Raw genomic sequence first — 26,098 nt, 5'->3', positions numbered from 1 at the left:
GTCTTGTGGCATGCCCAAACATTGGGGCACGCGGCCTTGCTTTGGCAAGCCACACGAAACGTGTCGTTGCGCGAAAGGTGTAGATGCGTCAAACTTGGGGCATGACGATGGACCCAGTTGCAGGTTCGATCCCGGAGTTCGGCCTGCCGGACCGCCTCCGCAAGGCGCGCGAGCACGCGGGCTTCGGCTCCGGCGAGTTCGCCGACATGCTCGGGGTGTCCCGGAACACGGTCGGCAACTATGAGTCGGGCCGCATCGCACCCAAGAAGGCGATGCTCAGCGCCTGGTCACTGGCGACGGGCGTCCCTGTCTCCTGGCTCCAGACAGGCGAAAGCCCCCGCCCGGCTGGACCGGACGGGGGCTCTGTGGTGCGCCATCAGGGACTCGAACCCCGAACCCGCTGATTAAGAGTCAGCTGCTCTGCCAATTGAGCTAATGGCGCGCGAGGAAGAAGGTAGCACCACCCCGAGGCCGGACGCGAATCCGATCCGGGTCGCAGCCGGGCCTCGTGATGCAGGTCACGCAGGGTGCGTCTCGGGTGCCCCGTCGGCCCACCACTCGTCCGCGGGCAGCCCTTCGGCACGCAGAATCTCCCCTGACCGCGGCTCCGTGGTGGCCAGGTCCGCAAGCAGGGTCAGCGGCACATGCTCCGCGAGCAGGTCCATCACCGAGTGCGCCTCCTGCGGCGCGGTCTGATCGTCGCCCACGATCGTCCCCCTTTGTTCGCGGGACATCGCAGCATCGGTCGCAGCGGTGCGCAAGAGCTACAGGTACAGCCCGGTGCTCTGACCGTCGTCGCCGGGCTCGGCCACGGCGTGCACATCCTTCTCGCGCAGCAACAAGTAGGTCGCCCCGGACAGCTCCACCTCGCCGCGCTCGTCCGGGTCGAAGAGCACCCGGTCCCCGACCGACACCTGGCGGACGTGCTGCCCGGCGGCGACGACCGCGCCCCAGGCCAGCCGCTTGCCGACCACGGCGGTGGCAGGGATGACGATTCCGGCGCTGGACCGGCGCTCGGCGGCGTCGGCGTCGAGTTCGACCAGCAGGCGGTCGTTCAGCATCCGGATCGGCAGCTCGGGGCGGGAGGTCGCAGTCACGGCACAGACCGTACCGGGCCGGGGCTGATTACCCTGGGGCCGGGCGCACGAGGCGTCCGCGTGACCCGAGGAGCTGCCATGCCGCGCCTGTCCGTGGGCGACACCGCCCCCGACTTCACCCTGCCGACCGCCGACGGTGGATCACTGACGCTGTCCGATCTGCGCGGCGAGCATGTGGTGGTCTACTTCTACCCCGCGGCGGGCACGCCGGGCTGCACCAAGCAGGCCTGTGACTTCCGGGACAATCTGGCGTCGTTGCAGTCGCACGGGTACCGGGTGGTGGGGGTGTCCCCCGATTCCCCGGCGAAGCTGCAGAAGTTCGCCGAGGCGGAGGAGCTGACCTTCCCGCTGGTCTCTGACCCGGAGCACGCGGTGATGGAGCAGTGGGGTGCCTGGGGTGAGAAGACGCTGTACGGCAAGGTCGTCACCGGTGTGATCCGGTCCACCGTGGTGCTCGGTGTGGACGGCACCGTGGAGCTGGCCCAGTACAACGTGAAGGCCACCGGTCACGTGGCCAAGCTGCGTCGCGACCTCGGGATCGACGCCGCCTGAGCCAACAACCTGGCATCATCGTCAGGTCCGCGGGAGTGGTGGAACGGCAGACACGCCAGGTTTAGGTCCTGGTGCTCGATGAGCGTGCGGGTTCAAATCCCGTCTCCCGCACTCAGACGAAGACCCCCGCATCCGGTCCGGATGCGGGGGTCTTCGCACTCGATCAGTTCTGCGCGGTGGAGGCGGCGGCGATCTGCGCCCGCACGTCGTCCATATCCAGGCTCTTGACCGCGTCGACGACCTGCTCCAGTGCCGGGCCGGGCAGGGCACCGGCCTGGTTGAAGACCAGGATGCCCTCACGGAACGCCATCAGCGTGGGGATCGAGGTGATCTGTAGCTGAGCGGCCAGCGCCTGCTCCGCCTCGGTGTCCACCTTCGCGTGGACGATGTCCGGGTGCGTCTCCGACGACTGCTCGAAGATCGGTCCGAACCGCTTGCACGGGCCACACCAGTCGGCCCAGAAGTCCACCAGGACGATGTCGTTCTCATCGATCGTCTTCTGGATGGTCTCGGCCGTCAGCTCGGTCGTTGCCATCGTTACGCCTCCTGTTGCCATCTGTGAACGCCGGTAGAGCGTTCCCGCCGGTTCCAGTATTCCCATCTGCGCGTCGAGGGCGCCCGCTGAGAGCCGTACGGGGTAGAACATCCGGGTGACCGATACCGCAGATCTGCCACCGGAGCCCCACGAGTCCGACCGCCCCGCCGGGTGGTTGAGTCCGCAGGACATCGCCGCCGTCCGCCGCCAGCTGCCCGTGCTCTACGTCGACGCCGTGCCGGTGCGGGTGGACGATTCTGGCGATGTGGTCGCCGTCGGGCTGCTGCTTCGGGTCACCCCGGAAGGCGTGATGAGTCGAGCTCTGGTCTCCGGGCGGGTGATGTATCACGAGCGGGTCCGTGACGCCCTGCTGCGGCATATCGAGAAGGACCTGGGTCCGATGGCCCTGCCGCAGGTTCCGCCGTCGCCGCAGCCGTTCACGGTCGCCGAGTACTTCCCCACTCCCGGGGTCACCCCGTACCACGACCCCCGCCAGCACGCCGTGTCCTTGGCCTACGTGGTCCCGGTCACCGGTGACTGCCGTCCGCAGCAGGACGCGCTGGACCTGGCCTGGCTCACCCCGGAGGAGGCGTGCGGCGAGCAGATCCAGGTGGAGATGAACGGCGGTCAGGGACTGCTGCTCCGGCAGGCGATGGCCCACGTCGGCCGGATGCCGTGATGACCCGGCCGGCCCTCACCCGACTGCTGTACGGGCTGGTCGGGGTCGCGGCATTGACCGGGGTGCTGCTGGAGCTCGGGCGGGCGCTGACCGAGCATGCGGATGCCGAACGGCTGATCCGCCTGTTCAGCTATTTCACCATCCAGTCGAACCTGCTGGTGGTGCTGTCCGCCGCGCTGCATCTGTGGCGACCAACCGGTGGTGGCCGGTTCCAGGCGGTGGTGCGGTTGGACGCGCTGCTGTGTATCGCGGTGACCGGGGTGGTCTATCACGCGGTGCTGGCTGGGCTGTCCGCCGAGCTGACTCCGAGCGGGATGATCGCCAACGCGCTGCTGCACACGGTGGCTCCCCTCGGCACCGTGCTGGTCTGGCTGCTGGTCGGTCCCCGTCCGCACTGGACGTGGGCGACCGTCGGATGGTCGGTGGTGTACCCGCTGGCGTGGGTGGCCTACACCTTCATCCGCGGCGCGGCCGCGGACTGGTACCCGTACCCGTTCCTCGATGTCGGGGAGTTGGGCCTGGCGCTCGCCCTGCGGAACACCGGGTTCGTGGCGGTGGGGTTCTTGGCACTGGCGGTGCTGTTGCGCTGGCTGGAACAGGCGCTGCCCTCGACCACGGACACGACCGTCGCGGGCTGACCCATGCCCCGGCCAGGACCACGCAACGTTCCCGGGACCGCACTCAACCACCGTGGGTCAGCACCCCCACGCCCCTAGCCTCAGCGCATGGACACCGCCCCCGCACCGCGCTCGCTCACCGTCTCAGCTGACCTGCGCCGTCAGCTCGAGCGCGACACCGTGCGTGCGCTGCTCCTGCGTCCGCGCATGCTCGTGCTCCCGGTGCTGGTGCTCATCGTGGTGCTGTCCATCGCCGTGGGTGCCGTCGCCACGGGCACGAATGTGGCGAGCAACATCGCCATCGCCGTCGTGGCGGTAGCCGCGTTCGCCCTCATGGCATGGCAGCAACAGCGGCGGCTGGCACGGGTGATCGACGCGGCATTCCCGGTCGGTGCCGTGGTGACCATGCGACTGCGCCCGGACGGCCTCCAGCTGGGCAGCGCCAGCGGCACCAACGTGATCGCCTATGGCGCACTGCGCGGGGTGGAGCGGCACGGTGCGGTCCTGCTGCTGCGCCAGCACTCCAGCGGAATCCGGCTGATGCACCCGGCGGCGCTGTTCACCGAGGACGACCTGGCCGCGCTCCGGCAGCGGATCGGCTAGAGCTCCACCGCGGCCCAGTCCGCCAGGTCGGCCCGCATCGCCCGGTCGTGGGTGGCCACCACCACCGCCGCCGAGGTGACCCGCAGCGCGTCGGTTAGCTCGTCCACCACCCCGATGGACAGGTGGTTGGTCGGCTCATCCAGGATCAGCACCTGCGGGGCGGGCACCAGCGCCATCGCCAGCGCGAACCGGCGGCGCTGCCCCACAGACAGTTCCCCCAGCGGACGGTCCAGATCCGCCTCGTCCAGCAGGCCCAGCGCGGCCACCGGCACGATGTGCTCGGGGTCGAGCGCCCCAGTGCGCAACAGGTCCAATGCTCGGGCCGCCGCCGCCTCGAATCCGGTCATCCGGAGCTGGTCCGGGGTCGACTCGTCCTGGGCCAGCACCCCGAGCCGGAGCGCCCGGGCCGCGCTGCGGTGTCCGCGGTCCAGTGGAATCCGCCCGGCCAACGCGGCAAGCAGCGTCGATTTGCCCGCACCGTTCGGGCCGGTGACCAGCAGCCGCCCGGCTGGGGGCAGCTCGATCCGCACCCCGGGCAGGTCCAGTCGCCCGGCCACCCGGGGCGCGCGCAGTTCCAGCAGTGGGCCACCCCGGTAGGCATCCTCGACCCGGGCGGAGGTGGGCAGACTGGGTAGGTCCGGGAAGGCCAGTTCCAGCGGCGGCACGGGCACATCCACGGCCTCGGCCTCCAGCTGCTGCACCATCCGGTCGGCGGCCTTGACGTGGATGCGGGCCCGGGTGCCGCGCCGGTGCTTCTGTGAGCCTTTGGGCGGACGCCACTCGTCAGACAGCCCCTCGTACGACCGGTCGAGCCGGTACGCGAGCTGGGCCGCGCGTTTGCGTTCCTGGGTGTACCGGACCCGCCAGCGGCGCAGCGCTTGGTCCTTGGCGAATCGGTAGTCGGCATAGCGCGTCGCGCCGTACAACACCGGTCGGCCATCCATCGACGGGTCCAGGTCGAGGATCGCGGTCATCACATCGTCGAGCAGTCGCCGGTCGTGGGTGACGATCAGCACCACCCCGGGCCACTGTTGCAGCTGCGCGGTGAGGTAGTCGATGCCCCCGGCGTCCAGGTGGTTGGTCGGCTCGTCCAACAGCAACAGGTCGGCGCGCTCGGCGATGTGGCAGGCCAGGCGCGCCCGGTAGGCCTCACCGACGCTCAGCGACCCGAGGGTTCGTGCCGGGTCACGGGGCGCACCGAACCGGGTCAGCGCCTCATCCACGCGGCGGTCAATGTCCCAGGCCGCGAGGTGGTCGGCGGCGGCGATGGCCGCACTCAGCGCGGTCAGGTCACCGCGGTCGTGGTCGAAGTCCGCCACCACCCGGTCCAGGCGCTCGGCAGCGGCGCGCACCTGCCCGGCTGTCCGCGCGATCAGGTCACCGATGGTCGAGGCGGGCGGCAAGTCGAGCTCCTGGTGCACCACGGAGACGCTGCCGACAGTGCGTACCTGCCCCGCGGTCGGCGTCAGATCACCAGCCAGCAGCCGCAGCAGCGTGGTCTTGCCCGCACCGTTCTCCCCCACCACACCGACCCGATCACCGGCGGAGGCGGTCAGCACCACCTCGTCCAGCACGGGCCGACCGGGGTAGCCGAAGCTCACCCGGTCGGCCACCAGGTGCGACTCAGCCACGCAGAACCTGGACCACCGCGGGCACCAGGGCACGGAAGGCCTGGCCGCGGTGCGAGATCGCGTTCTTCTGTTCCGGGTCCAGCTCGGCGGCGGTGAGATCGCCACCCTCGACGATCAGGATCGGGTCATAGCCGAAGCCGTGCTGGCCACGGGGCGCGTGGGCCAGCCGCCCCTCCAGATAGCCCAGCTCCACGTGCTCGGTACCCTCCGGGGTGACCAGCGCCGCCGCACAGGTGAACCGGGCCGCGCGGTGCTCATCAGCGATGTCGCCGAGCTGAGCCAGCAGCAGATCCAGGTTCGCGCGGTCGTCACCGTGGGTGCCGGACCAGCGGGCGGAGAAGATCCCGGGTGCGCCACCCAGAACGTCCACCGACAGCCCGGAATCGTCGGCCACCGCGGGCAACCCGGTGAAGGCCGCGAGTGCACGGGCCTTGATCAGGGCGTTCTCCGCGAAGGTCACCCCGTCCTCCACCGGCTCCGGCGCACCGACATCCCGTGCCCCGACGACAGCCGCCGGGTCCAAGTCGGGCAACGCCGGGGTAAGGATGGCGCGCAGCTCCTCGATCTTGTGCTGATTGTGGGTGGCCAGCACCAGCCGCGGGGCGGTCATCCGCGCACCGGGACTCCACCCGGACCGGCGAGCGCCTCGGCCTGCACCCGGGCCAGCTGAGCGGTGCCGCCCAGTGCCAGGTCCAGCAGCTGATCCAGCTCGGCGCGCTTGAACGGTGCCGCCTCGGCGGTGCCCTGCACCTCGACGAACTCGCCGGAGCCGGTCACCACCACGTTCATATCCGTCTCAGCACGCACGTCCTCGACATAGGGCAGGTCCAACACCGGACGGCCGTCGACGATGCCCACGCTCACCGCGGAGACCGAGTCCTTCAGCACGGTGGCCTTGCCGTCGATGGCCCCCCGCTCGATCCCCCACGCCACCGCGTCGGCCAGTGCCACGTACGCGCCGGTCACCGAGGCGGTGCGGGTGCCACCGTCGGCCTGCAACACGTCGCAGTCCAGCACGATCGTGTTCTCGCCCAGCGCGGAGACGTCGATGATCGCGCGCAGCGAGCGGCCGATCAGCCGGGAGATCTCATGGGTGCGCCCGCCGACCTTGCCCCGGATCGACTCACGGTCCGATCGGGTGGTGGTCGAGCGGGGCAGCATCGCGTACTCGGCGGTGACCCACCCCTGGCCGGAGCCCTTGCGCCAGCGCGGCACGCCCTCGGTGAAGGACGCCACGCACAGCACCTTGGTGCCGCCGAACTCCACCAGCACACTGCCCTCACCGGCGTCCAGGTACCGGCGGGTGATCGTGATGGGGCGCAGCTGGTCCAGGGCACGCCCGTCAGGGCGGGGGATATCGGTCATACCGGCACCCTAACGGCGGGGACCCTCAGAGCTCGATCCGCAAACCGGGCCGGGCCAGCTGGGTCGGGCCGTCGTACTCGGCCACCGCCTCCGCCAGGGTGGCGGCGGGGTCGTTCCAGGCCACCAGGTGGGTGAGCACCAGCGACCGGCTGTGTCCGCGGGCGGCGGCACGTCCGGCGCGGGCACCGGTCAGGTGGATGCCGCGCGGGGTATGCGGGGTGCCCTCCAGGTACGCAGCCTCGGCCAGCAGGAGGTCGGTGTCCGCGGCCAGCCGGTCCAGGCCCTCGCACTCGTCGGTGTCGCCGGTGTAGGACAGCGTGACCGTCTCCCCCGGCCGCAGGTCGGACGGCCCGGTGATCCGCAATCCGAAGGCCGGCACCGGGTGCAGCACCGGGATCGGCTCGATGGTGAGCGGCCCGACCGTGACCGGTTCGCCGTCCCGCCAGGTCCCGAGTGCGACATGGCCGCCGGTGTCGGTGGCCGGGTCGTGACCGGTCAACTGAGACAGGCGTTCGCCCAGACCCTCCGGGCCGTACATCGGAAGCGGCTCGGTGCGCGGGCAGCCGGTCGGGGCGTAGCGCAGCATCACGCCCAGCACCGGGATGTCGGCGACATGATCGGCGTGGGTGTGGCTGATCGCGATGGCGTCCAGGCAACTCGGGTCGAGGTGCGTCTGCAGCGGACCGAGTGCGCCATTGCCGAGGTCCATCAGCAGGTTCCAGGTCCGGCCGGTCGCATCCTCTGCCTGGACCAGGTAGCTGGACGCGGCCGATTCCGGGCTGGGGAACGACCCCGCGCAGCCCACCACCACGAGCCTCATCGGACCTCCTGTCCGGCGGACCGTGCCCCCGTCGGACGGCCGCTCTGGCGCCATGATGCCGTGCTGCGCCGCATCGTGGTCGGTCGATAGGCCTAGATCACGCGTGGCGCTCGTCACGCCTGATCTGGCTCACACCAGGCGCAGGGCGTCCCGAGGCTCGACGGCGGTGACCTCCGGGCCGAGGAACCGGCGGGCCAGGCGCTGGAAGGGTTCGGGGTCACCGGTGGCCAGGAACCGGTGCTCCGGCGGACTCGCGGCGGGGTCGCGCTCCAGGTCATGGGCGACCAGGGTGCGGTACACATCCTTGGCGGTCTCTTCCGCCGAGGACACCAGCGTCACCCCCTCGCCCATCACGTACGAGATCACCCCGGTGAGCAGTGGGTAGTGCGTGCAGCCGAGCACCAGGGTGTCCACCCCGGCGTCCTTGACCGGGCGCAGGTAATCGTCGGCCACCGAGAGCAGCTCGGGCCCCGAGGTGATCCCGGCCTCGACGAACTCCACGAACCGCGGGCAGGCCTGGGTGGTCAGCTCAACGCCGGGTGCCACCGCGAAGGCGTCGTCATAGGAGCGGGACTCCACCGTGGTCGTGGTGGCGATCACCCCGATCTTCCCGTTCCGAGTGGCAGCCACCGCGCGCCGAGCGGCGGGCAGGATCACCTCCACCACCGGCAGCCCGCGACGCAGGGTGTACCGCTCACGGGCGTCACGCAGCACCGCCGAGGAGGCCGAGTTGCAGGCGATCACCAGCATCTTGACCCCGGCATCCACCAGGTCGTCCATCACTGCCAGCGCGTGGGCCCGCACCGCCGCCAACGGCTTGGGACCATAGGGCGAGTTCAGGGTGTCCCCGATGTAGAGGACGGACTCCTGGGGCATCTGGTCGAGGATCGCGCGGGCGTTGGTCAGGCCGCCCACTCCGGAGTCGAAGATGCCGATGGGAGCGTTGTTCACGACTCCGAGGGTAGTCCGGCCAGCAGACAGCCCATCAACGTCTCCTGCCACCAGCCGATGGCCAGGTACAGCGAGCCGAGATAGTGCCGCATCCGCGCGAACTCATCGGCGGGGTCGAGCTCACCGGTGACGATCAGCTCCTCCAACTCCGCGCTGGACTCCTCATCGACGATCTGCAACCGCTGGGCGAGCACCAGGCGCAGATCGGTCAGTGTGGCTGCCAGACGGTGCGCCTGCGCGCGTGGAATCCGGAACGGACCGTCCTCGTGCAGCGCGCGGTGGAAGGCGATCAGCCGCTCGGTCTTCTCCTGGCGCAGGTCGTCCTCGGTCAACCGGCGAAACTCGGAGGTCAGCTCCGGGTCATCCCGCGAGGCATCCGGGAGCAGCCGGTGCACCGCCGGGTCCTCTGGGGTGGGGATCGGGTCCAGCCGCAGGCGGAAGCCCACCGGCTCCGCGGTGTCCGCGAGCTGCTCATCGATCCGCCCGGCACCGAGCAGCTCGGCCACATCGGCCACGGTGGCGGCGAGCACGGCACGCTCCTGCGCGTCGACTTCTGCCACCAGGTCCGCGCCCTCGATCCGGAAACCGCGCATCAGTCCTCGCTCCGCTGGAGGGTCGCCCACAGGCCGAAGGAGTGCATCGCCTGCACGTCGACCTCCATTTTCTCCCGGTTGCCGGAGGAGACGGCCGACCGGCCCTGCTCGTGCACCTCCAACATCAGCGTGGCGGCCTTCTGCTCGGAGTAGCCGAAGTACGACCGGAAGACGTAGGTCACGTAGGACATCAGGTTCACCGGGTCGTTCCAGACGATCGTCACCCAGACGTCATCGAGGTCGGAGCGCGACTCGGTCGACTGCTCGGGGAGGGCTTCGACGGACACGCCTCCATGCTAGGTGCCCGGTGGTCGGCCTACGGTGTCCCCCATGACCGGCAGCACGCACACGTCGACCGCCCTGCTCACCGACCGCTACGAGCTGACCATGCTCCAAGCCGCACTGGCCGACGGCACCGCCGACCGACGCTGCGTCTTTGAGGTCTTCACCCGCCGACTGCCCGCAGGGCGACGCTACGGCGTGCTGGCCGGGACCGGCCGGGTGTTGGAGGCGCTCGCGGACTTCCGGTTCGCCGCGGCAGAACTGGACTGGTTGGCGGACCACCACGTGGTGGACGACCGCACCGTGCAGTGGCTCGCGGACTACCGCTTCACCGGATCGATCAGCGGTTACGCCGAGGGTGAGATGTTCTTCCCGCACTCCCCGGTGCTCACGGTGGAGGGCAGCTTCGCGGAGGCGGTGCTGTTGGAGACGGTGATCCTGTCGATCCTGAACTACGACTCCGCCATCGCCTCGGCGGCTTCCCGGATGACCAGTGCCGCCATCGGTCGCCCCTGTCTGGAGATGGGTGCCCGCCGAGCGCATGAGCAGGCCGCGGTGGCTGCCGCCCGTGCCGCCGCAGTGGCCGGATTCGCCGGAACCAGCAACCTGGAGGCCGGTCGCCGCTACGGCCTGGCCACCATCGGCACCGCCGCCCACGCCTTCACCCTGCTGCACGACGACGAGGAGCAGGCCTTCGCCGCGCAGGTCGCCGCCTCCGGGCCGGGAACGACGCTGCTGGTCGACACCTACGACGTGCGCCGTGGCGTCGAGCGTGCGGTGGCCGCCGCCGGTCCGCAGCTGGGTGCCGTCCGGTTGGACTCGGGTGACCTGGGCGTGCTGGCCCAGGAGGTGCGCGCGCAGTTGGACGCTCTGGGCAACCAGGACACCCGGATCACCGTGACCTCCGACCTGGACGAGTACGCCATCGCCGCACTGGCCGTCGCCCCGGTGGACTCCTACGGGGTGGGCACCTCGCTGGTCACCGGATCGGGCGCGCCGACCTGCGGCATGGTCTACAAGCTGGTCGCCAGAGAGGGCCGCTCCGGTGCGTTGGAGCCGGTGGCCAAGGCGTCGACCGCGAAGGCCTCCGTGGGCGGTCGTAAGACGGCGGCTCGGCGGCTGGACGCCAGCGGCCGTGCGGTGCAGGAGGTCGTGATCACCGGGACGGACGAGGCTGTGCGCACCTGGTCCCCCATCGAATCGGAGCTGCGGCCTCTGGTGCACCCGTTGGTGGTGGACGGGCAGGTGCGCGACGGCTGGACCGGCGCGGAGGGTGTCCGCCGCGCCACCGCCCGGCATGCCGCATCCCGGGACGAGCTGCCCCGCGGTGCCCGACGACTGTCCGCGGACGAGGCCGCACTGCCCACGGTCACCGTGTCGCTCTGAACGCACCAGAGGGCGGCACCCCAGGATCGGGATGCCGCCCTCCGCGTCGTACAGGCGGGACGACTAGACCGAGTTCTTGCCCCGGCGCAGCAGCCCCAGGATCAGGCTCACGACCAGGATCGCGACTCCCACGTAGAGCAGGAACTTCGCGGCCTCGATCGCCACTCCGAGCACCAGCAGTACGACACCGATGATGATGAGGATCAGCCAAGCGGGCATGGTGGCCTCCTTCGTCCGTCCGCCGCCCCGGCCGGGTTCGACCGGGGCCTGTCAACGGGCACGACGATGACACGCTCCACGGTGCTCGGCACGCCGAGACGGTCACCTTGCGGAACCGGGCAAGCCTGATATCGCAGCGCTCTGACCTGCGGTTCTACCGTTTACCGACGAACCAACCGCGCAGCATCGAGATCCGGCTGGTGAGCTGATCGGGATCGGCCAACGGCACCTCCGGGCCACCGCACCGGCGACGCAACTCGGCATGCACCTGCGCATGCGGCTGACCGCTCTTGCGCGACCAGGCACCGACCAGTTGGGCGAGCTCCTTGCGCAGCTCGGCCTGACGGCGGTGGTCCATCTGTGCCCGCTCCTCGGCGATCTCCGCCTGTGACCGGGACTTCTTGCGGCCCTTGATCTGATCCGCCTGGCGCTGCCGGAGCAGCGTGGTGACCTGGTCGGCATCCAGCAGACCGGGCAGCCCGAGAAAGTCCAGCTCCTCCTCCGAGCCGACGTCCGCGCCGGTGCCGAACTCGCCCCCGTCAAAGAGCACCCGGTCGAAGGACGCCTGGGCCTCCAACATCTCGAAGGAGCCCTGCAAGGCATCCGAGGCCTTCTCCTCACGGTTGGCCGCCGCGAGCAGATTGTCCTCCGGGTTGTAGCCCTCGCCGTTCTCCTCCGCGGTCTTCGGGCGGTCCAGCGCGTGGTCGCGCTCGACCTCCATCGCGTTGGCCAGGGTCAGCAGTGGGGTGACCGACGGCAGGAACACCGAGGCGGTCTCGCCCCGCTTGCGGGCCCGCACAAACCGGCCGATCGCCTGGGCGAAGAACAGCGGGGTCGACGCGCTGGTCGCGTACACCCCGACCGCGAGCCGGGGCACGTCGACGCCCTCGGAGACCATGCGCACGGCCACCAGCCAGCGGGAGTCCGAGGCGGAGAACTCGTCGATCTTCGCGTTCGCGCCCTCATCGTCGGAGAGCACCACCGTGGGCGATACCCCGGTGATCCGGGCCAGGTGACCGGCGTAGGCGCGGGCGTCGGTCTGGTCAGTGGCGATCACCATCGCCCCGGCATCCGGCACGCTACGACGGACCTCGGTCAACCGCCGGTCGGCGGCGGCCAACACCGAGGGGATCCACTCGCCATTCGGGTCCAGTGCGGTGCGCCAGGCCTGGGCGGTCATGTCCTTGGTCAGCGGTTCGCCGAGGGTGGCGGAGACCTCGTCACCGGCCTTGGTCCGCCAGCGCATCGACCCCGAGTACGTGAGGAACAGCACCGGGCGGACCACGTGATCGCGCAGCGCCTCGGCGTAACCGTAGGTGTAGTCCGCTTTGGACCGGCGGATGCCGTCCGCGTCCCGCTCGTACTGCACGAAGGGGATCGCCGCGGTGTCACTGCGGAACGGGGTACCGGTCAGCGCCAGCCGCCGGGTCGCCCCGTCGAAGGCCTCGTAGACCGCATCACCCCAGGACAACGCGTCACCGCCGTGATGCACCTCGTCCAGGATGACCAGCGTCGGTGCGGCGGAGGTCCGGGCGGCGTGCAGGGCGGGCTTGCTGGCGACCTGGGCGTAGGTCAGCGCCACCCCGTCGAATCCGTGCCCGTGGCGGCCCTGCGCGTTCTTGAAGTTCGGGTCCAGCGTGATGCCGACCCGGGCAGCGGCGTCAGCCCACTGGTGCTTGAGGTGCTCGGTGGGGGCAACCACCGTCACCCGGCGCACCACCCGGGCGGCCAGCAGCTCGGTGGCGATCCGCAGCGCGAAGGTCGTCTTGCCCGCACCGGGGGTCGCCACCGCGAGAAAGTCCCGCGGCGAGGTCGCCAGGTACTGCTCCAGGGCCTCGGCCTGCCAGGCGCGCAGCTTGCCCGCGGTCCCCCAGGGCGCACGCCCCGGGAACGCCGGCGGCAGATTCGATGCCGCGGACGTCGAGGCGTGCGAGTTGGGGACCGGGGCGCGGTCGGGGCTCACTTGCCGCCGGAGCCGTCGCCGGAACCCTTGCCCCGGCCAAAGCCCCATCGTCGGCCGCCGCCGCCCTTGCCGGAGTCGTCGCCGTCCTGCGGCTCGCGCAGCCCGTCGTAGATCTCCTGGCAGATCGGGCAGACCGGGAACTTCTTCGGGTCACGACCCGGCACCCAGACTTTCCCGCAGAGCGCGATCACCGGGGCGCCGGAGATCGCGGACTCCATGATCTTCTCCTTGCGCACGTAGTGCGCGAAGCGCTCGTGGTCACCGGGCTCGACCTGCTCGTTGACCTCGGTGCGCTCCAGCAGACCGGTAGAGGTGCCCCCGTCGGGGTCGGACGCACGGTCCGGGCCGGTGCTGGGATCGCTCGGCGGCAGGGGCTCACTCATGTCCCCGAGTCTACGTCGCCACCCCGACACCCGACCCCGGCCCCCTCGCGCTCCCACCCCAGCCCGCGCCCCCGCGTCCCGGCCCTCGCCCCCGCCGTCCCGGCGCTCGCTCCCGCGCCCGGCCCTCGCCGCGGCCCCGACTCCGACCGCCGGGAGCTCCCGGCCCGGCGAGTTCGGTGCTCCGATCACGACGTCGGGGGCGGCACATCCGTCCTCGACACTCAACCACCGAACTCGCCCCGGAGCGCACGTACTGCCCGGGCTGCCAGCGTGGGCGGAGAGCGCAGGTCGTCCCAGGTGACGCGTAGGAGCCGCCAGCCCGCTTCGGTCAGTGCGTCGTGGCGCTGCTTCTCGCGGAAGAGCGCATCGACCGAGTCGCCCGCCATCGCGCTGGTGTATTTGACCTTGCCGTCGAACTCGATGCCCACGCGCCAGTCCGGCCACCCAAGATCGATCCGGAACGTCCCGCGCCGAGTCCGCACCGCAATCTGCGTGGTCACTGCGGGTAGACCGGCATCAAGCAGTGCGGCCCTGGTCAGCGTCTCGCCCGGCGACTCGGCACCACCGTCCGCGCGCTGCCAGACGAGCCGGGCCATCGCGATCCCCCTGCGCCCCTGCCGACGGTCCAACAGCGCAGCGATCACCTCCCAGTCCACGCCGGAACGCAGCGCGGCATCCGCGACGACCAATCCCGCGCGGGCCGACATCGAGCACACACAGTCGACGACGGTCCGCTCCAGTGTGGTGATCCGCACCCCGTGCAGCGTCGTCTGTTCATCCGCCTCCAACGCCATGCGATGACGCACCACCGTCGGATCACGGTGTCCGCCGGGGCGTGACCTCTGGATCACATGCGTCCGAGTCGGCACCCCGAGCAGCGGAAGTCCCCACAACAGCGCCGCGGAGTCGTGACTCACTGTGACGGCATCCGACAGCTGGGCCGCGACGGCGTGGATGCGCGCCGACGCCTGTGCGGTCTTCTGCTCCAGAGGAGACCCCCGCGGGATGCGCGCATAGGCACCGCGCCGTACCCGCACGAGCTCACCGCGTCGCTCCCGACGCTCCAGCTCACGAGCGGCATGGTCAGCGGGGAACAGGATCGGCCAGCCGGGAATCTCGGACATGCGCCCACCCTCGTCCGCGCCCTTTCCTCGAGCCACCCCACCCACCGCCCCTGGGGACGCCCCACCCCACACGCCACCTGTGCACAACCAAACACCCCCATTCCCGTCGGCCGCCTGCCGCGGCGAGTTCGGTGCTCCGGTCACGAGATCGGATGCGGGGCTCACGACTTCGTGACCGGAGCACCGAACTCGGCCTGGGACCCTCCCAGCGGGCGGGCGAGCTGGCGGGTGTGGCACAGATGCCGGGCACACCGGAGCCCCGCCGCACCGAGTGCGACGGGGCTCCGGGCAGGCAGCTCAGGACTGCCAGGCGGGCTTGCCGCTGTAGGCCTCGCGGTAGTAGCTGGCCAGCTGCAACCGGCCAGCGGCCGCGTCGTCGACCAGGACGGTGACATGCGGGTGGTGCTGCAGGATCGTGGCCGGCCACATGGCGCTGACCGGGCCCTCGGTCAGCTGGTGCACCGCCTCGGCCTTGCCCTTGCCGGTGGCCAGCAGCACCAGGTGTCGGGCGGACATGATGGTCGCCAGGCCCTGGGTCAGGCAGTGCTCGGGCACCTGGTCGATGTCCCCCCCGAAGAACCGGGCGTTGTCCTCCCGGGTCTGTCGGGTAAGGGTCTTGATCCGGGTGCGGGAGGCCAGCGACGAGCCGGGCTCGTTGAAGGCGATGTGCCCGTCCGTGCCGATCCCGAGGATCTGCACATCCACGCCACCAGCGTCCACGATCGCCTGCTCATAGGCGGCGCAGGCGGCCGGGATGTCCTCGGCGAGGCCATCCGGTCCGTGCACATCCGCCGGGTCGATGTCGATCCGGGAGGCGATCTCCTTCTCGATCACGTTCCGGTACCGCTCCGGGTGATCGGCGGGCAGACCGACGTACTCGTCCAGCATGAAGGCCTGCACCCCGAGGAAGGACAGGCCCTCCTCGGTGTGCCGACGCACCAGCTCGTCGTAGACCGCCAGCGGGCTGGACCCGGTGGCCAGGCCGATCACCGGGCGCTCAGCACCCCGGACCACCCGCTCCACCGCATCCGCCGCGATCCGCGCCAACTCGGGCGCGGGGGCGATGATGACCTCCATCAGGACTCCTTCCGTCCGACCAGCGCAGCGCCGACCGCACCCACCGGTACACCATGCGGAGCGAGGTCGACCCGCTCCGCCATCCGCATCGAGGCCAGGAAGCCGGACTCCCGGGCCGAATGATCCAACCGCTCGCGGACCACCTGGAGCAAGGGTGCCCCGAGTTCGCTCACACCACCGCCAATGACCACGTGAGCTACGTCGGCGGTCAGCAGCAGCACCCGCACCGCTGCGGCCACGGCGTCGGCGAACTCCCGCTGCACGGCCAGCGCGGCCTCATCCCCGGCGGCCACCGCCTCGAACAACGCCACCGGTGCCGGGCGGTCACCAGGTCCAGGCCAAGCGAGCCGGAGCGACGTGCCGGAGGCGTACTGCTCCAAGCAGCCTCGCTGTCCGCAGGGGCAGGGTCGACCACCCGGTTGGTACACCAGATGACCGATCTCCCCCGCTGCGCCGCCGACACCGCGGTGCAGCCGCCCGTCCAGCACCAGACCGGCCGCCAACCCGGTGCCGAGTGCCAGGAACGCCAGGTCCCCGCCTCCTTCACCGCGCAGGTGGGCGGCACCGAGCGCCGCGGCATTCAGGTCGTTCTCCAACCGGACCGGCACCGGGCGGGAGCCGCCACGACCGTTCAGCCGGGCGGCCAGCGCACCGGAGACCTCCTCGGCCAGCGGGACGCCGGACTCGATGCCGAGGTTCACCGCGTGCTCCACCCGGCCGCCCACCGGGTCGACGATCCCGGGTAGGCCGATGCCGATCCCGGTCAGGTCGTCCGCGGTGAGGTCAGCGCGGGTGAGCAGTTGCGCGGCGGCGGTGGCCGCGGTGTCGACCACCGCCTCGGCACCGCGTTCGGTGGGCAGCCGCACCTGGCCGCTGGGGGTGCCGGAGGGATCGAGCAGCACCGCGAGGGTCTTAGTCCCTCCGATGTCGAGCCCGACGGACCACCCGGATTCTTGATGTTGCACAATCAGCCCTTCACTGCCCCGGACACCATGCCCGAGGTCATCCTGCCCTGCACAAAGAGGAAGAAGATCACCACGGGGATGGAGATGAGGGTCGAGCCCGCCATCACCGTCCCCCAGTCGGTGCCCTTCGTGGCCTCCTGCAGCGACCGCAGCCAGATCGGCAGCGTCTTATTGCCCTCCATGACCACCAGCGCGAGCACGAACTCGTTCCAGGCCTGGATGAAGGCGAAAACACCGGTGGAGATCAGACCCGGGGCCACCAGCGGGAAGGTCACCCGGATGAACGCGCCGATCTTGGAGCAGCCGTCGATCTGTGCGGCCTCCTCCAGTTCGGCGGGCACTCCAGCGACGAATCCGCGCAGCGTCCAGATCGTGAACGGCAGCACCGAGGCGGTGTAGATCAGACCGAGGCCGACCAACTGATCGAGCAGGTTCCAGTCCCGCAGCATCGAGTACAGCGAGATGATCATGGCCTCGCCGGGGATCATCTGGATGGCCAGGATGACCACGATGAACACCTTGCGTCCGCGCCAGCGGAACCGGGTGGCAGCCAGTGCGGCCAGGAACCCGAAGACCAGCGCGCAGACCAGCACCATCGCGGTGACGATCAGGCTGACCCGCAGGGCGGGCATGAAGTCGTAGTTGGTCTGACCGGTGAAGATCTTCCGGTAGTTCTCCAGCGTGCCATCGACCGGGAAGAACGTCGGCGTGGTCGCCCGGATCCGGTTGGTCGGCAGGAAGGAGCTGTTGACCATCCAGTAGACCGGGAACACCGAGAACAGGAAGACCACGATGGCCGAGACGGTCAGGAACACGCCCGGGCGTTCCCGCCGGGACCGGGAGTTCCGGTTGGTGCGACCGGCCTTGCGTGCCGCACCGGCGTCGGTGGCGGTCGACTGGCGGGTGCTGAGGGGGGCGGTGGTGTCGACGGTGCTCATCACACGTCCTCGTTTCGCAGCAGCGAGCGGATGTAGAAGAACGCGAGCCCGAGCATGATCACGGCGAAGATCACCGCGATCGCGCTGGCCTCGGAGTAGTTCCCCTGCGCCACTCCGTAGCGGTAGATGTAGGTGCCGATCACGTCGGTGTTGGCCGCGGCCGACGACTGGCGCAGCGCGTAGACCTGGGTGAACAGCCGCAGATCCCAGATGACTTGCAGCATGAGCACCACGGCGATCACCGGTTTGATGAAGGGCACGATCACCTGGCGGAAGCGCTGCACCGGTCCGGCACCGTCCAGCTCCGCGGCTTCCAGCACCTCCCCGGGCACCTGGGTCAGTCCGGCGAACAGTGTGAAGGCCACGAAGGGCACCGACTGCCAGGTCACCAGGAACACGACCACCATGAAGAAGGTGAACGGCTGGCTCAGCCAGGCGTAGCGGTCAAAGTCCAACCCGATCTGGGTCAGCACGTAGTTCACGACGCCGTAGGAGGTGTCGAACATCCACTGGAACAGCACGGTGCTGGTCAGCGCGGGCATCGCCCAGGCCAGCAGCAGACCGACGCTGACCAGCAGCTTCATCCACTTGCCAAGCCGGTTCATCAGCAGCGCGATCAGCATGCCGAGGGTCATGGTCAGCGTGACCAGGACGATCATCAGAGCGAAGGAGCGGCCCATCAGGGACCAGAACTCACCGTCGGTGAGCACCTTCTGGTACTGGTCGAATCCGACCCAGTTGGGGGCCTTGCCGGAGAACAGGTTGTTCTGCCGGGAGAAGTCCTGCACGGAGAAGATCAGCATCCGGGCCAGCGGGTAGCCGACAAAGACGCCGAGCACGGCGACGACCGGGAGCAGCAGGGTGATGGCCGGCCAGGAGATGCCCCGGTCGCGGCCGTCGCGGATCTTGCGCTTGCGCGGTGGCGCAGGCGGCGGCGCCTGGGTGGGCGCGGTGGAGACAGACATGGCGGTTCCTCGCAGGCGTCAGGCGGAGGGGGTGCGGGGTGTCGCGGGGGCCACCGTGCGGTGGCCCCCGCGACTGGGACCGATCAGCGGTTCAGTGCAGCCGTGATCTTGTCGTTGGCGGCGTCAGCCGCCTCCTGAGCGTCCTTACCCTGCGCCAACTCGGTGAACAGGGTCTCCATCACCAGGTCGGACTCGACGTTCGACCAGCCCGGGGCGACCGGGGTCAGCTTCACGTTCTCCGCCGCCTTGGCAGCCGCCTGGGCCACCGGGGTGTCACCCATCTCCGAGGCGAGCGAGACCTTGGCCGGGGTCAGGCCGTTGTGCGCCAGGATGGTCTGGTACTCGTCAGAGAGCATGATCTGCATCGCCTTGTAGGCCAGGTCCTGGTTGGCGGCCTGGGCCGGGATCGCGATGTTGGAGCCACCGAGGAACACCGGTGCGGTCTCCCCCTCGGTCTCACCCGGCAGGGCGTAGACGCCGATGTCGCTCTCAGAGTCCGGGCAACCGCCGTTGTCCTCGCCGATCAGCGAGCCGTAGACCCAGCCCGGAGCGGACAGCGTGGCGAGCTCACCGGCGCACCACGGGATCTGCGGGTCGGTCTCCTTGGCGTCCGGTGCCGCACCGTTCGCGTTGAGCATGATGTCCTGGACCTTCTCCAGACCGGCCACCGCCTCCGGGGAGTTGATCGCGCCGACCCACTCGCCGTCGTCGTTCTGCTCGGCGAGCTCACCGCCCTCGGACCAGATGAACGGCAGGCCGTTGCGCCAGTCCTGACCCGGGTACCAGATACCGGAATAGTTCGCGGTGGCGGCGTTGGCCTCCTTGAGGGTCTTGCCGTCCTCGATGTACTGGTCCAGCGTGGTCGGGGCCTCCAGACCGGCGGCCTCGTAGGCGGCCTTCGAGTAGAAGACCAGGCGCGAACCGGCGTAGTACGGCACCGCGAACAGAGTGTCGTCGTAGGTGCCGATCTCCACGAAGCCGGACAGCAGGTCGTCGCCGCCCAGCTCCTCGTACTTGTCGTCCAGCGGCATGAACGCGCCGGCCGAGGTGAAGGTGGTCGACTGGGTGTTACCGACCTCGACGATCTGCGGCGAGGTCTTCGGGTCGGTCATCGCCTGCGACAGCTTGTCGACCAGGCCGTCCCACTGCTGCTCCTCGATCACCAGGTCGGAGCCGGGGTTCTGCTCCTCGAAGGTGGTCTCCAGGTACTCGCGGGCCTCGTCGGGGGTGTCTGAGCCGACCAGCCACACCTTGACGGTGGCGCCGTCGCCACCGGAGCTGCTGTTGTCGTCGCTGCCGGAACCGTTGGACGAGCAAGCGGTCAGCGCAAGCGCCGCCGCCGCACCGACGGCCGCCATACGTAGGATCTTCACGTTGGTGTTCCTCCCAGATGCGAGGCGAGCGCCGGTTGGCGTCGCCGGGTTGAAACCAGCACTGCAGGCCGGCTCGGGGTGGTCACGTCACCCCGAGTTGGCCGTTCAGGACCAGGGCCGCGGCGCCGGAGAGCGCCCCGTCCTCGTCCAGGGAGCCCGTCCGGATCACCAGGTCCTGCCCGATCAGGGGCATGGTCCGTTCCCGGACGGTGGCCAGTGCCGCCTCCCGCAGAGGTCCGTCGAGCAGCTCCGGGGGGCCGGAGAGCAGGACCTCGGACAGGTTGAGCGCACTGACGACGGGGGCCAGGGCCACGCCCAGCTTCCGTCCCACCGACGCCAGCACGGCGTCGGAATTCTCGGTTCCCGCTGCGGTCGCCCGGCGCAGTGCCGGTAGGGAGAGCAGCGTCTCCAGACAGCCGTGCCGCCCGCAGGCGCACAGCAGAGGTTCGGGGTCGCCGGCCCGCAGGTCGCGGTCGTCGACCACGGTCACGTGGCCAATCTCCCCCGCGGCGCTATTCGGGCCGCGCACCAGCATGCCGTCCAGCACGATCCCGGCACCGACACCCTGGCCGACGGTGACCACCATCAGGCCGTCGCCGACCGCACCGCCGTAGGTGAACTCGCCCAGCGCGTGAGTGTTGGCGTCGTTGGCCACGTACACCGGCACACCCAGCGTCGCGGTGAGCCGCTGCGCCAGCGGGAGGTCGTACCAGCCGCGGTTCGGTGCGGAGATCACGGTGCCCTGCGGGTCGATCACGCCCGGCGATCCGATGCCGATCCCGATCACCGGTCGGGTGGAGGCGGCGGTCAGCAGGTCAGCGCACAGTTCCTCGAGCACCGCGACCGCGGCGGCCCCGGTGCGACCGTCCAAGCTGGCGGAGCGACGAGCCACCACGGCGCCGGTCAGGGTCATCACCGCACCGCGCAGCCGGGCGTCGTCGGCCAGGTCGACCGCCAGCACGTGGAAGTCCTCGGTCCGCATCCCGACCAGCGTGGCGGGTTTGCCGACCTTCCCCTCCGGGCGGATGCCGAGCTCGGCGACCAGCCCCTCGGAGATCAGCACCGACACCAAGTCGGAGATGGTCACCCGGGTCAAACCGGTGCTGCGTGCCAGGTCCGCCCGCGAGGACGGTCCGTTGTGGAAGAGGTGCTGCAGGACCAGCGAGCGGTTGTGCGCGCGGCCGTGCTCCGGGAGGAGCTTGCCGGTGGGTCGCATCGTCCGCCCTACTCCCCGAGGAGCAGGGCGGCCGGCCGACCGCGTCGCTGTGGTCATGTTTGTTAGTGAAGCTTCCTTACAAACTCCGACGCAAGCACTCCGGGCAACCGTGACCTAGTCGTGACCGCCCGTTCACCCAGGCGATATATCGCCAGAACCGCCCTGGAACCTGCGCGTTTGCGCAGGTCACAGCCTCACCGCCGTTCCAGGCGATTCGGACCAATTTGTCCTTCTCTGCCTCAGCGCGTCCCCCGGCGCGGCAGCCGAATCGCGATTGTGCACTGCACGACGACCTGGGCGATACCGGCGCTCTGTCCCCCAAGGTCGTCGCCAGGCCAGGGCCACCCCCTCAGCCGTCGATCCACCCCCGCGCCCCGGCGAACCCGACCGACCGGGTCGCAATCTCCGTCCCCACCCGCAGCGCCTCGGCGATCCCTCGCCCACGGGCCAGCTCTGCCGCGAGCGCCCCGTGCAGCACATCACCCGCCCCCAGGGTGTCCACCACCGTAGCGGCCTCCTGCACCGGCAGCCACGCGACGCTCCTCCCCCGCTCCCGCAGCTCCACCGGGCCCGCGCCCGCGCTGCGCGCCACCGAGCGCAGTGGCCATCGATCGAGCATCCACGCGAGGGCGTCACCTCCGACGGCATCGTGCGGCAGTGCGAAGTCCGCCGACAGCACCGCGTGATCCACCTGGGCCAGCAGGGCCTCCAGACCGGGCTTCCACGATCCGCCGTCCAGCACCACCGGGATGTCCCGGCCCCGGGCACCCTCCGCCAGCGACACCGCCGCATCCCGATGGTGCCCGTCGACCAGCACCGCGGACGCCCCCTCAAGCACCCCGAGGTCCGGCGGCGAGAGCTGTGGCATTCCGGTCGCATTCACGGAGGCCACCGCCCGCTGCCCGGTGGCGCGGGTGATCAACACCGTGGACACCGGTGGGCGGGCATCTGTGCCCGCGGCCAGATCCACGACCTCGACCTCCGCGCCGTGCAACTCCGCCCGGATCAGATCCGCAACCGGGCCGGAGCCGAGTGCGGTGACCAACCGCGCCGGGACCCCGAGCGCCACCGCTGTCGCAGCCGCATTCGCCGCAGGCCCGCCGAAGGTCACTGACAGCCGCTCGGCCACCACCTTCTGGTCCGGGCCGGGCACCGCCTCGACCACCTGACTCACGTCCAGCGTGGTCAGGCCCACGCACACCAGCTTCGCGTCCACCGGACCACCCTCTCGCGTCCGCCCCCGACCCCGCGCCAGGACGACTTCGGCGCGCTCGGCGGAATCGGGTGCCGCAGGCTCCGGGGAACGCTGCGGGTCCTGGGTGCGCGGGTCGCACGCGCGACTACCGTTACCCCCAACGCACTGTGCACTCGAGAGGGACAACTGTGAGCACACCCATCGACGCGACCTCGACCGGCGCGTGGACCGCACTGACCGCGCATCGCGACGGGCTGACCCCGGACCTGCGCGCCTGGTTCGCCGCCGACCCCGAGCGGGCCGCCCAGCTGAGCCGTCAGGTCGGTGACCTGCATGTCGACCTGTCCAAGAACCTGATCACCGACGAGACGCTGGAGCTGCTAACCCGGCTCGCCGACGAGGTGGACCTCTCCGGTCGCCTGGCCGCGATGTTCGCCGGTGAGCACATCAACGTGACCGAGGACCGCGCGGTGCTGCACACCGCGCTGCGCCGCCCGGCGGGGGTCTCGCCGGAGCTGGTCGTCGACGGTCAGCACGTCGACTCGGACGTCCAGGAGGTGCTGGCCAAGGTCTACGCCTTCGCCGACAAGGTGCGCTCCGGGCAGTGGACCGGTGTCACCGGCCAGCGGGTCGCCACCGTGGTGAACATCGGCATCGGCGGCTCGGACCTCGGCCCGGTGATGGCCTACGAGGCGCTGAAGCCCTACGTGCAGGACGGCCTGGAGCTGCGGTTCGTGTCGAACATCGACCCGACCGACCTGGCGGAGAAGGTCAAGGACCTGGACCCGACCACCACGCTGTTCATCGTCGCCTCCAAGACTTTCGGCACGCTCGAGACCCTGACCAACGCCCGGCTGGCCCGGGACTGGCTGTGGCGCGAGCTGATCGCCGCCGGTGCGATCGAGGACACCGAGGACGCCCGCACCGGTGCGGTGGCCAAGCACTTTGTCGCAGTGTCGACCGCGCTGGACAAGGTGGCCGCGTTCGGGATCGACCCGGAGAACGCCTTCGGGTTCTGGGACTGGGTCGGCGGGCGTTACTCGGTGGATTCCGCCATCGGCACCTCGCTGGCCATCGCGATCGGGCCGGAGGGCTTCGCGGACTTCCTGGCCGGCTTCCACACCGTCGACGAGCATGTCCGCACCACCCCGTTCGCGCAGAACGTGCCGGTGCTGATGGGCCTGCTGAACGTCTGGTACGTGAACTTCCTGGACGCGCACACCCACGCGGTGCTGCCCTACGCCCAGTACCTGCACCGATTCCCGGCGTACCTGCAGCAGCTGACCATGGAGTCGAACGGCAAGTCGGTCCGCTGGGACGGCAGCCCGGTCACCACCGAGACCGGTGAGGTGTTCTGGGGCGAGCCGGGCACCAACGGTCAGCACGCCTTCTACCAGCTGATCCACCAGGGCACCCGGCTGATCCCGGCGGACTTCATCGCGGTGGCCAACCCGGCGCACCCGCTGAAGGACGGCGACACCGACGTGCACGCGCTGTTCCTGGCGAACTACTTCGCGCAGACCAAGGCGCTGGCCTTCGGCAAGACCGCCGACGAGGTCCGGGCCGAGGGCACCGCGGAGGAGATCGTCCCGGCGCGGGTGTTCTCCGGCAACCGGCCAACCACCTCGATCCTGGCCCCGGCGCTCACCCCGTCGGTGCTGGGCCAGCTGATCGCGCTGTACGAGCACATCACCTTCGTGCAGGGCATCGTCTGGGGCATCGACTCCTTCGACCAGTGGGGTGTCGAGCTGGGCAAGAAGCTCGCACTGGAGATCGCCCCGGCGGTCGAGGGCGACGCCGGTGCGCTGGCCGGACAGGACCCGTCCACTCAAGCACTGATCGCCAAGTACCTGGAGCTGCGCGGCTGAGTCACGCACGTCGACGAAGGGCCCGGTCATCAGACCGGGCCCTTCGTGTGTGTCCGTTCGCAGGTGGCGCCCCTGCGGTCACCCGCGAACGGTGCTCAGCGGCCGAACGCGAGGGCGGTGAAGGACACCGCGGGCAGGTCCAAGGTGACGACCCCGTCGGCCAGCTTCACGTCCTCACGGCCCACCGGCACCACCCGGTCCGGGTCGTCGGCGCTGTTGCGGGCGTAGGGGTCCTCGGCGTGCAGCGTGCTGGCCGAGGTGATTCGGACCTCGCCGAACCGGGACAGGTCCACGCTCAGCTCGGTGGCCTGTTCCGGGTGCCGGTTGACCACCAGCACCGATCCGGTGCCGGTGGCCTCGTCCCAGGTGGCCACCGCGTCCACGGCGGCGATATCGCCGTGCTGCGCGGTCGGGAAGGTGATCGAGGTCGGGCGGATGTCCAGCACGTCACCCTTCGCCAGTGCGGCGATCTGCGCGAAGGGGTGGAAGATCGTCTGCTTCCACACCCGGCCGCCGGGCTCGGTCACGATCGGGGCGATCACGTTGACCAGCTGGGCCTGGCAGGCGGCGTGCACCCGGTCGTTGTGCCGCAGCAGGCTGATCAGCAGGTTGGCGACCACCACGGCGTCGGCGGCGGTGTACTTGTCCTCCAGCAGCGGCGGTGCGATCGGCCAGTCGTCGCCGGAGGGCACGATGGACTCCGCGCGGGACTGGTACCAGACGTTCCACTCATCGAAGGACAGCTTGATCCGCTTCTCCCGCTTGAGGGCGGCGCGGACCCCGTCAGCGGTGGCGATCACGTCTTCGATGAACGCATCCATATCCACCGCGGAGCCGAGGAAGCTGGCCAGGTCGCCGTCGGCCTCCTCGTAGTAGCGGTGGATGGAGATGTAGTCGACCTGGTCATAGCACTCGGTGAGCACCTGGCGCTCCCACTCACCGAAGGTGTCCATCAACGGTCCGGAGGAGCCGCAGGCCACCAACTCCAGTGTGGGGTCGACCTGGCGCATCGCCCGACCTGCCTCGGCGGCGATCCGGCCATACTCCTGAGCGGTCTTGTGGCCGGTCTGCCAGGGGCCGTCCATCTCGTTCCCGAGGCACCACATCCGCACGCCGTAGGGCTGCTCACCCCCGTTGACCCGACGTTGGTCGGCCAGCGCGGTCGGGGCAGTGCCGTTGCAGTAGTCGAGCAGATCGACCGCCTCCAGCACGCCGCGGGTGCCGAGATTGACCGCCATCATCGGCTCGACGCCGGCCTTGGCGGCCCAGCGCATGAACTCGTCGGTGCCGACCTGGTTGGGCTCCAGGGAGTGCCACGCCAGGTCGAGCCGGGCCGGACGGTCGCTCTTCGGGCCGACGCCGTCCTCCCAGCGATACCCGGAGACGAAGTTGCCGCCCGGGTAGCGGACGGTGGTCACCCCCAGCTCGCGGACCAGGTCGATGACGTCCTGGCGGAAGCCGTCGGCGTCGGCGCTGGGGTGGGCGGGGTCGTGGATGCCGGTGTAAACGCATCGACCCAGGTGCTCCACGAAGGAGCCGAAGGTGCGCGGGCGGACCGGGGAGACGATCAGGGCGGGGTCGACGGTGACACGTGCGGTGGGTGCGGACACGCGGGGTCCTTCCGTGGGGATGCCGGAAGGGACGGGCCGACCGGCGGCTGCGGTGATCGGTGTGGCCGTCCGGTGACCGCGCCGCGTCGCT

29 protein-coding genes and 2 tRNA genes are annotated in these 26,098 nt (G+C 70.2%); 8 read left to right on the top strand and 23 right to left on the bottom strand.

Translation table 11 applies throughout. The features are described from left to right. Window positions 1-83 precede the first annotated feature (83 nt). Window positions 84-404, top strand: a complete 321-nt coding sequence (locus tag AB0N78_RS06660) for a helix-turn-helix transcriptional regulator (RefSeq protein ID WP_363388230.1) — start codon at window positions 84-86, stop codon at window positions 402-404. Here the strand turns inward: AB0N78_RS06660 and AB0N78_RS06655 are convergent. The 3 genes from AB0N78_RS06655 to AB0N78_RS06645 all read right to left on the bottom strand — a co-directional run bounded on the left by AB0N78_RS06655 (window position 367) and on the right by AB0N78_RS06645 (window position 1,061). Further along, window positions 367-442, bottom strand: a tRNA-Lys gene (locus AB0N78_RS06655). The genes AB0N78_RS06660 and AB0N78_RS06655 overlap by 38 nt on opposite strands. A 76-nt stretch (window positions 443-518) precedes the next feature. Further along, the gene (locus AB0N78_RS06650; protein WP_363387371.1) at window positions 519-707 is read right to left on the bottom strand and encodes a hypothetical protein; all 189 of its coding nucleotides are present in this window, start codon (window positions 705-707) and stop codon (window positions 519-521) included. Window positions 708-764: 57 nt separating this feature from the next. Beyond that, a complete protein-coding gene (locus AB0N78_RS06645) occupies window positions 765-1,061 on the bottom strand; it encodes a co-chaperone GroES (RefSeq protein ID WP_363388227.1) in 297 nt (98 codons plus the stop codon). A 114-nt stretch (window positions 1,062-1,175) separates the two neighbouring features. On the opposite strand from AB0N78_RS06645, the gene bcp reads away from it, so the two are divergent. Both bcp and AB0N78_RS06635 read left to right on the top strand, forming a co-directional pair. Next, window positions 1,176-1,649 (top strand): thioredoxin-dependent thiol peroxidase, encoded by a 474-nt coding sequence (gene bcp, locus AB0N78_RS06640; protein WP_363387369.1) that lies wholly within the window; start codon window positions 1,176-1,178, stop codon window positions 1,647-1,649. A 29-nt stretch (window positions 1,650-1,678) separates the two neighbouring features. Beyond that, window positions 1,679-1,760, top strand: a tRNA-Leu gene (locus AB0N78_RS06635). A gap of 52 nt (window positions 1,761-1,812) precedes the next feature. On the opposite strand, the gene trxA is transcribed toward AB0N78_RS06635, so the two are convergent. Next, window positions 1,813-2,184 carry a thioredoxin gene (gene trxA, locus AB0N78_RS06630; protein WP_363387366.1) on the bottom strand — a complete coding sequence of 124 codons (372 nt, stop codon included), beginning with the start codon at window positions 2,182-2,184 and terminating at the stop codon, window positions 1,813-1,815. A 115-nt stretch (window positions 2,185-2,299) separates the two neighbouring features. Here trxA and AB0N78_RS06625 point away from each other — a divergent pair, with 115 nt between their 5' ends. The 3 genes from AB0N78_RS06625 to AB0N78_RS06615 all read left to right on the top strand — a co-directional run bounded on the left by AB0N78_RS06625 (window position 2,300) and on the right by AB0N78_RS06615 (window position 4,083). Next, on the top strand, window positions 2,300-2,863 hold the full coding sequence (locus AB0N78_RS06625) for an NUDIX hydrolase family protein (RefSeq protein WP_363387363.1): 564 nt from the start codon (window positions 2,300-2,302) through the stop codon (window positions 2,861-2,863). Continuing rightward, entirely contained in the window at window positions 2,863-3,501 is a 639-nt protein-coding gene (locus AB0N78_RS06620) for a Pr6Pr family membrane protein (RefSeq protein WP_363387360.1), read from the top strand. Before AB0N78_RS06625 ends, AB0N78_RS06620 begins: the two co-directional genes overlap by 1 nt. Window positions 3,502-3,588: 87 nt before the next feature. After that, window positions 3,589-4,083, top strand: a complete 495-nt coding sequence (locus AB0N78_RS06615) for a hypothetical protein (RefSeq protein ID WP_363387357.1) — start codon at window positions 3,589-3,591, stop codon at window positions 4,081-4,083. Here the strand turns inward: AB0N78_RS06615 and AB0N78_RS06610 are convergent. From AB0N78_RS06610 to clpS, 7 genes are all read right to left on the bottom strand, one after another. Then, on the bottom strand, window positions 4,080-5,714 hold the full coding sequence (locus AB0N78_RS06610; protein ID WP_363387354.1) for an ATP-binding cassette domain-containing protein: 1,635 nt from the start codon (window positions 5,712-5,714) through the stop codon (window positions 4,080-4,082). The genes AB0N78_RS06615 and AB0N78_RS06610 overlap by 4 nt on opposite strands. Continuing rightward, window positions 5,707-6,324 carry an RdgB/HAM1 family non-canonical purine NTP pyrophosphatase gene (gene rdgB, locus AB0N78_RS06605; RefSeq protein ID WP_363387351.1) on the bottom strand — a complete coding sequence of 206 codons (618 nt, stop codon included), beginning with the start codon at window positions 6,322-6,324 and terminating at the stop codon, window positions 5,707-5,709. The genes AB0N78_RS06610 and rdgB overlap by 8 nt, the downstream gene beginning before the upstream one ends. Continuing rightward, window positions 6,321-7,079 (bottom strand): ribonuclease PH, encoded by a 759-nt coding sequence (rph, locus tag AB0N78_RS06600; protein WP_363387349.1) that lies wholly within the window; start codon window positions 7,077-7,079, stop codon window positions 6,321-6,323. Before rph ends, rdgB begins: the two co-directional genes overlap by 4 nt. 25 nt (window positions 7,080-7,104) lie before the next feature. After that, window positions 7,105-7,899 carry an MBL fold metallo-hydrolase gene (locus AB0N78_RS06595; RefSeq protein WP_363387346.1) on the bottom strand — a complete coding sequence of 265 codons (795 nt, stop codon included), beginning with the start codon at window positions 7,897-7,899 and terminating at the stop codon, window positions 7,105-7,107. Between the two features lie 129 nt (window positions 7,900-8,028). Beyond that, the gene (murI, locus tag AB0N78_RS06590) at window positions 8,029-8,850 is read right to left on the bottom strand and encodes a glutamate racemase (protein ID WP_363387343.1); all 822 of its coding nucleotides are present in this window, start codon (window positions 8,848-8,850) and stop codon (window positions 8,029-8,031) included. Further along, window positions 8,847-9,443, bottom strand: a complete 597-nt coding sequence (locus tag AB0N78_RS06585) for a DUF2017 family protein (RefSeq protein ID WP_363387340.1) — start codon at window positions 9,441-9,443, stop codon at window positions 8,847-8,849. The genes murI and AB0N78_RS06585 overlap by 4 nt, the downstream gene beginning before the upstream one ends. After that, window positions 9,443-9,730, bottom strand: coding sequence for an ATP-dependent Clp protease adapter ClpS (gene clpS / locus AB0N78_RS06580; RefSeq protein WP_363387337.1), 288 nt, complete (start codon window positions 9,728-9,730; stop codon window positions 9,443-9,445). Before clpS ends, AB0N78_RS06585 begins: the two co-directional genes overlap by 1 nt. Before the next feature lie 43 nt (window positions 9,731-9,773). Between clpS and AB0N78_RS06575 the strand changes: the two genes are divergently transcribed. After that, on the top strand, window positions 9,774-11,111 hold the full coding sequence (locus AB0N78_RS06575) for a nicotinate phosphoribosyltransferase (protein ID WP_363387334.1): 1,338 nt from the start codon (window positions 9,774-9,776) through the stop codon (window positions 11,109-11,111). A 63-nt stretch (window positions 11,112-11,174) separates the two neighbouring features. On the opposite strand, the gene AB0N78_RS06570 is transcribed toward AB0N78_RS06575, so the two are convergent. The 11 genes from AB0N78_RS06570 to AB0N78_RS06520 form a co-directional block, all read right to left on the bottom strand. Then, window positions 11,175-11,330: a hypothetical protein gene (locus tag AB0N78_RS06570; protein ID WP_363387331.1), complete on the bottom strand. Its 156-nt coding sequence runs from the start codon at window positions 11,328-11,330 to the stop codon at window positions 11,175-11,177. A 154-nt stretch (window positions 11,331-11,484) separates the two neighbouring features. Beyond that, window positions 11,485-13,293 (bottom strand): DEAD/DEAH box helicase, encoded by a 1,809-nt coding sequence (locus tag AB0N78_RS06565; RefSeq protein WP_363387328.1) that lies wholly within the window; start codon window positions 13,291-13,293, stop codon window positions 11,485-11,487. Next, window positions 13,290-13,676 (bottom strand): DUF3039 domain-containing protein, encoded by a 387-nt coding sequence (locus AB0N78_RS06560; protein ID WP_363387325.1) that lies wholly within the window; start codon window positions 13,674-13,676, stop codon window positions 13,290-13,292. The genes AB0N78_RS06565 and AB0N78_RS06560 overlap by 4 nt, the downstream gene beginning before the upstream one ends. 221 nt (window positions 13,677-13,897) lie before the next feature. After that, window positions 13,898-14,800 carry a hypothetical protein gene (locus AB0N78_RS06555; protein ID WP_363387322.1) on the bottom strand — a complete coding sequence of 301 codons (903 nt, stop codon included), beginning with the start codon at window positions 14,798-14,800 and terminating at the stop codon, window positions 13,898-13,900. Window positions 14,801-15,097: 297 nt separating this feature from the next. Then, on the bottom strand, window positions 15,098-15,877 hold the full coding sequence (gene nagB, locus AB0N78_RS06550; protein WP_363387319.1) for a glucosamine-6-phosphate deaminase: 780 nt from the start codon (window positions 15,875-15,877) through the stop codon (window positions 15,098-15,100). After that, window positions 15,877-16,842: an ROK family protein gene (locus AB0N78_RS06545; protein ID WP_363387317.1), complete on the bottom strand. Its 966-nt coding sequence runs from the start codon at window positions 16,840-16,842 to the stop codon at window positions 15,877-15,879. Before AB0N78_RS06545 ends, nagB begins: the two co-directional genes overlap by 1 nt. A gap of 2 nt (window positions 16,843-16,844) precedes the next feature. Continuing rightward, entirely contained in the window at window positions 16,845-17,780 is a 936-nt protein-coding gene (locus tag AB0N78_RS06540) for a carbohydrate ABC transporter permease (RefSeq protein ID WP_363387314.1), read from the bottom strand. After that, window positions 17,780-18,745 (bottom strand): sugar ABC transporter permease, encoded by a 966-nt coding sequence (locus tag AB0N78_RS06535; RefSeq protein WP_363387311.1) that lies wholly within the window; start codon window positions 18,743-18,745, stop codon window positions 17,780-17,782. Before AB0N78_RS06535 ends, AB0N78_RS06540 begins: the two co-directional genes overlap by 1 nt. Before the next feature lie 83 nt (window positions 18,746-18,828). Next, window positions 18,829-20,118 carry an extracellular solute-binding protein gene (locus tag AB0N78_RS06530; RefSeq protein WP_363387308.1) on the bottom strand — a complete coding sequence of 430 codons (1,290 nt, stop codon included), beginning with the start codon at window positions 20,116-20,118 and terminating at the stop codon, window positions 18,829-18,831. Window positions 20,119-20,200: 82 nt separating this feature from the next. Continuing rightward, window positions 20,201-21,334: an ROK family transcriptional regulator gene (locus tag AB0N78_RS06525; RefSeq protein ID WP_363387305.1), complete on the bottom strand. Its 1,134-nt coding sequence runs from the start codon at window positions 21,332-21,334 to the stop codon at window positions 20,201-20,203. A 349-nt stretch (window positions 21,335-21,683) separates the two neighbouring features. Next, a complete protein-coding gene (locus AB0N78_RS06520) occupies window positions 21,684-22,550 on the bottom strand; it encodes a PfkB family carbohydrate kinase (protein WP_363387302.1) in 867 nt (288 codons plus the stop codon). 167 nt (window positions 22,551-22,717) lie between these two features. Here AB0N78_RS06520 and pgi point away from each other — a divergent pair, with 167 nt between their 5' ends. Further along, the gene (pgi, locus tag AB0N78_RS06515; protein ID WP_363387299.1) at window positions 22,718-24,397 is read left to right on the top strand and encodes a glucose-6-phosphate isomerase; all 1,680 of its coding nucleotides are present in this window, start codon (window positions 22,718-22,720) and stop codon (window positions 24,395-24,397) included. A 95-nt stretch (window positions 24,398-24,492) separates the two neighbouring features. On the opposite strand, the gene AB0N78_RS06510 is transcribed toward pgi, so the two are convergent. Next, window positions 24,493-26,007, bottom strand: a complete 1,515-nt coding sequence (locus tag AB0N78_RS06510; protein WP_363387297.1) for an alpha-N-arabinofuranosidase — start codon at window positions 26,005-26,007, stop codon at window positions 24,493-24,495. Window positions 26,008-26,098: the final 91 nt, after the last annotated feature.

The organism is Cellulomonas sp. NPDC089187, from assembly GCF_040685135.1.
In the GTDB taxonomy this organism is placed as follows: domain Bacteria; phylum Actinomycetota; class Actinomycetes; order Actinomycetales; family Cellulomonadaceae; genus Cellulomonas.
Note: the sequence above shows the minus strand (reverse complement) of the source record. Positions and strands in the feature narration are given on the sequence as shown.

Coding starts and splice junctions, on each gene's coding strand:
- bcp (WP_363387369.1), top strand. CDS start 1,176: ATGCCGCGCCTGTCCGTGGGCGACACCGCCCCCGACTTCACCCTGCCG.
- AB0N78_RS06585 (WP_363387340.1), bottom strand. CDS start 9,443: ATGCGCGGTTTCCGGATCGAGGGCGCGGACCTGGTGGCAGAAGTCGAC.
- AB0N78_RS06570 (WP_363387331.1), bottom strand. CDS start 11,330: ATGCCCGCTTGGCTGATCCTCATCATCATCGGTGTCGTACTGCTGGTG.
- AB0N78_RS06620 (WP_363387360.1), top strand. CDS start 2,863: ATGACCCGGCCGGCCCTCACCCGACTGCTGTACGGGCTGGTCGGGGTC.
- AB0N78_RS06595 (WP_363387346.1), bottom strand. CDS start 7,899: ATGAGGCTCGTGGTGGTGGGCTGCGCGGGGTCGTTCCCCAGCCCGGAA.
- AB0N78_RS06535 (WP_363387311.1), bottom strand. CDS start 18,745: ATGTCTGTCTCCACCGCGCCCACCCAGGCGCCGCCGCCTGCGCCACCG.
- trxA (WP_363387366.1), bottom strand. CDS start 2,184: ATGGCAACGACCGAGCTGACGGCCGAGACCATCCAGAAGACGATCGAT.
- AB0N78_RS06575 (WP_363387334.1), top strand. CDS start 9,774: ATGACCGGCAGCACGCACACGTCGACCGCCCTGCTCACCGACCGCTAC.
- nagB (WP_363387319.1), bottom strand. CDS start 15,877: ATGGAGGTCATCATCGCCCCCGCGCCCGAGTTGGCGCGGATCGCGGCG.
- AB0N78_RS06560 (WP_363387325.1), bottom strand. CDS start 13,676: ATGAGTGAGCCCCTGCCGCCGAGCGATCCCAGCACCGGCCCGGACCGT.
- AB0N78_RS06525 (WP_363387305.1), bottom strand. CDS start 21,334: ATGCGACCCACCGGCAAGCTCCTCCCGGAGCACGGCCGCGCGCACAAC.
- AB0N78_RS06555 (WP_363387322.1), bottom strand. CDS start 14,800: ATGTCCGAGATTCCCGGCTGGCCGATCCTGTTCCCCGCTGACCATGCC.
- AB0N78_RS06660 (WP_363388230.1), top strand. CDS start 84: ATGCGTCAAACTTGGGGCATGACGATGGACCCAGTTGCAGGTTCGATC.
- rdgB (WP_363387351.1), bottom strand. CDS start 6,324: ATGACCGCCCCGCGGCTGGTGCTGGCCACCCACAATCAGCACAAGATC.
- AB0N78_RS06645 (WP_363388227.1), bottom strand. CDS start 1,061: ATGCTGAACGACCGCCTGCTGGTCGAACTCGACGCCGACGCCGCCGAG.
- AB0N78_RS06540 (WP_363387314.1), bottom strand. CDS start 17,780: ATGAGCACCGTCGACACCACCGCCCCCCTCAGCACCCGCCAGTCGACC.
- AB0N78_RS06615 (WP_363387357.1), top strand. CDS start 3,589: ATGGACACCGCCCCCGCACCGCGCTCGCTCACCGTCTCAGCTGACCTG.
- rph (WP_363387349.1), bottom strand. CDS start 7,079: ATGACCGATATCCCCCGCCCTGACGGGCGTGCCCTGGACCAGCTGCGC.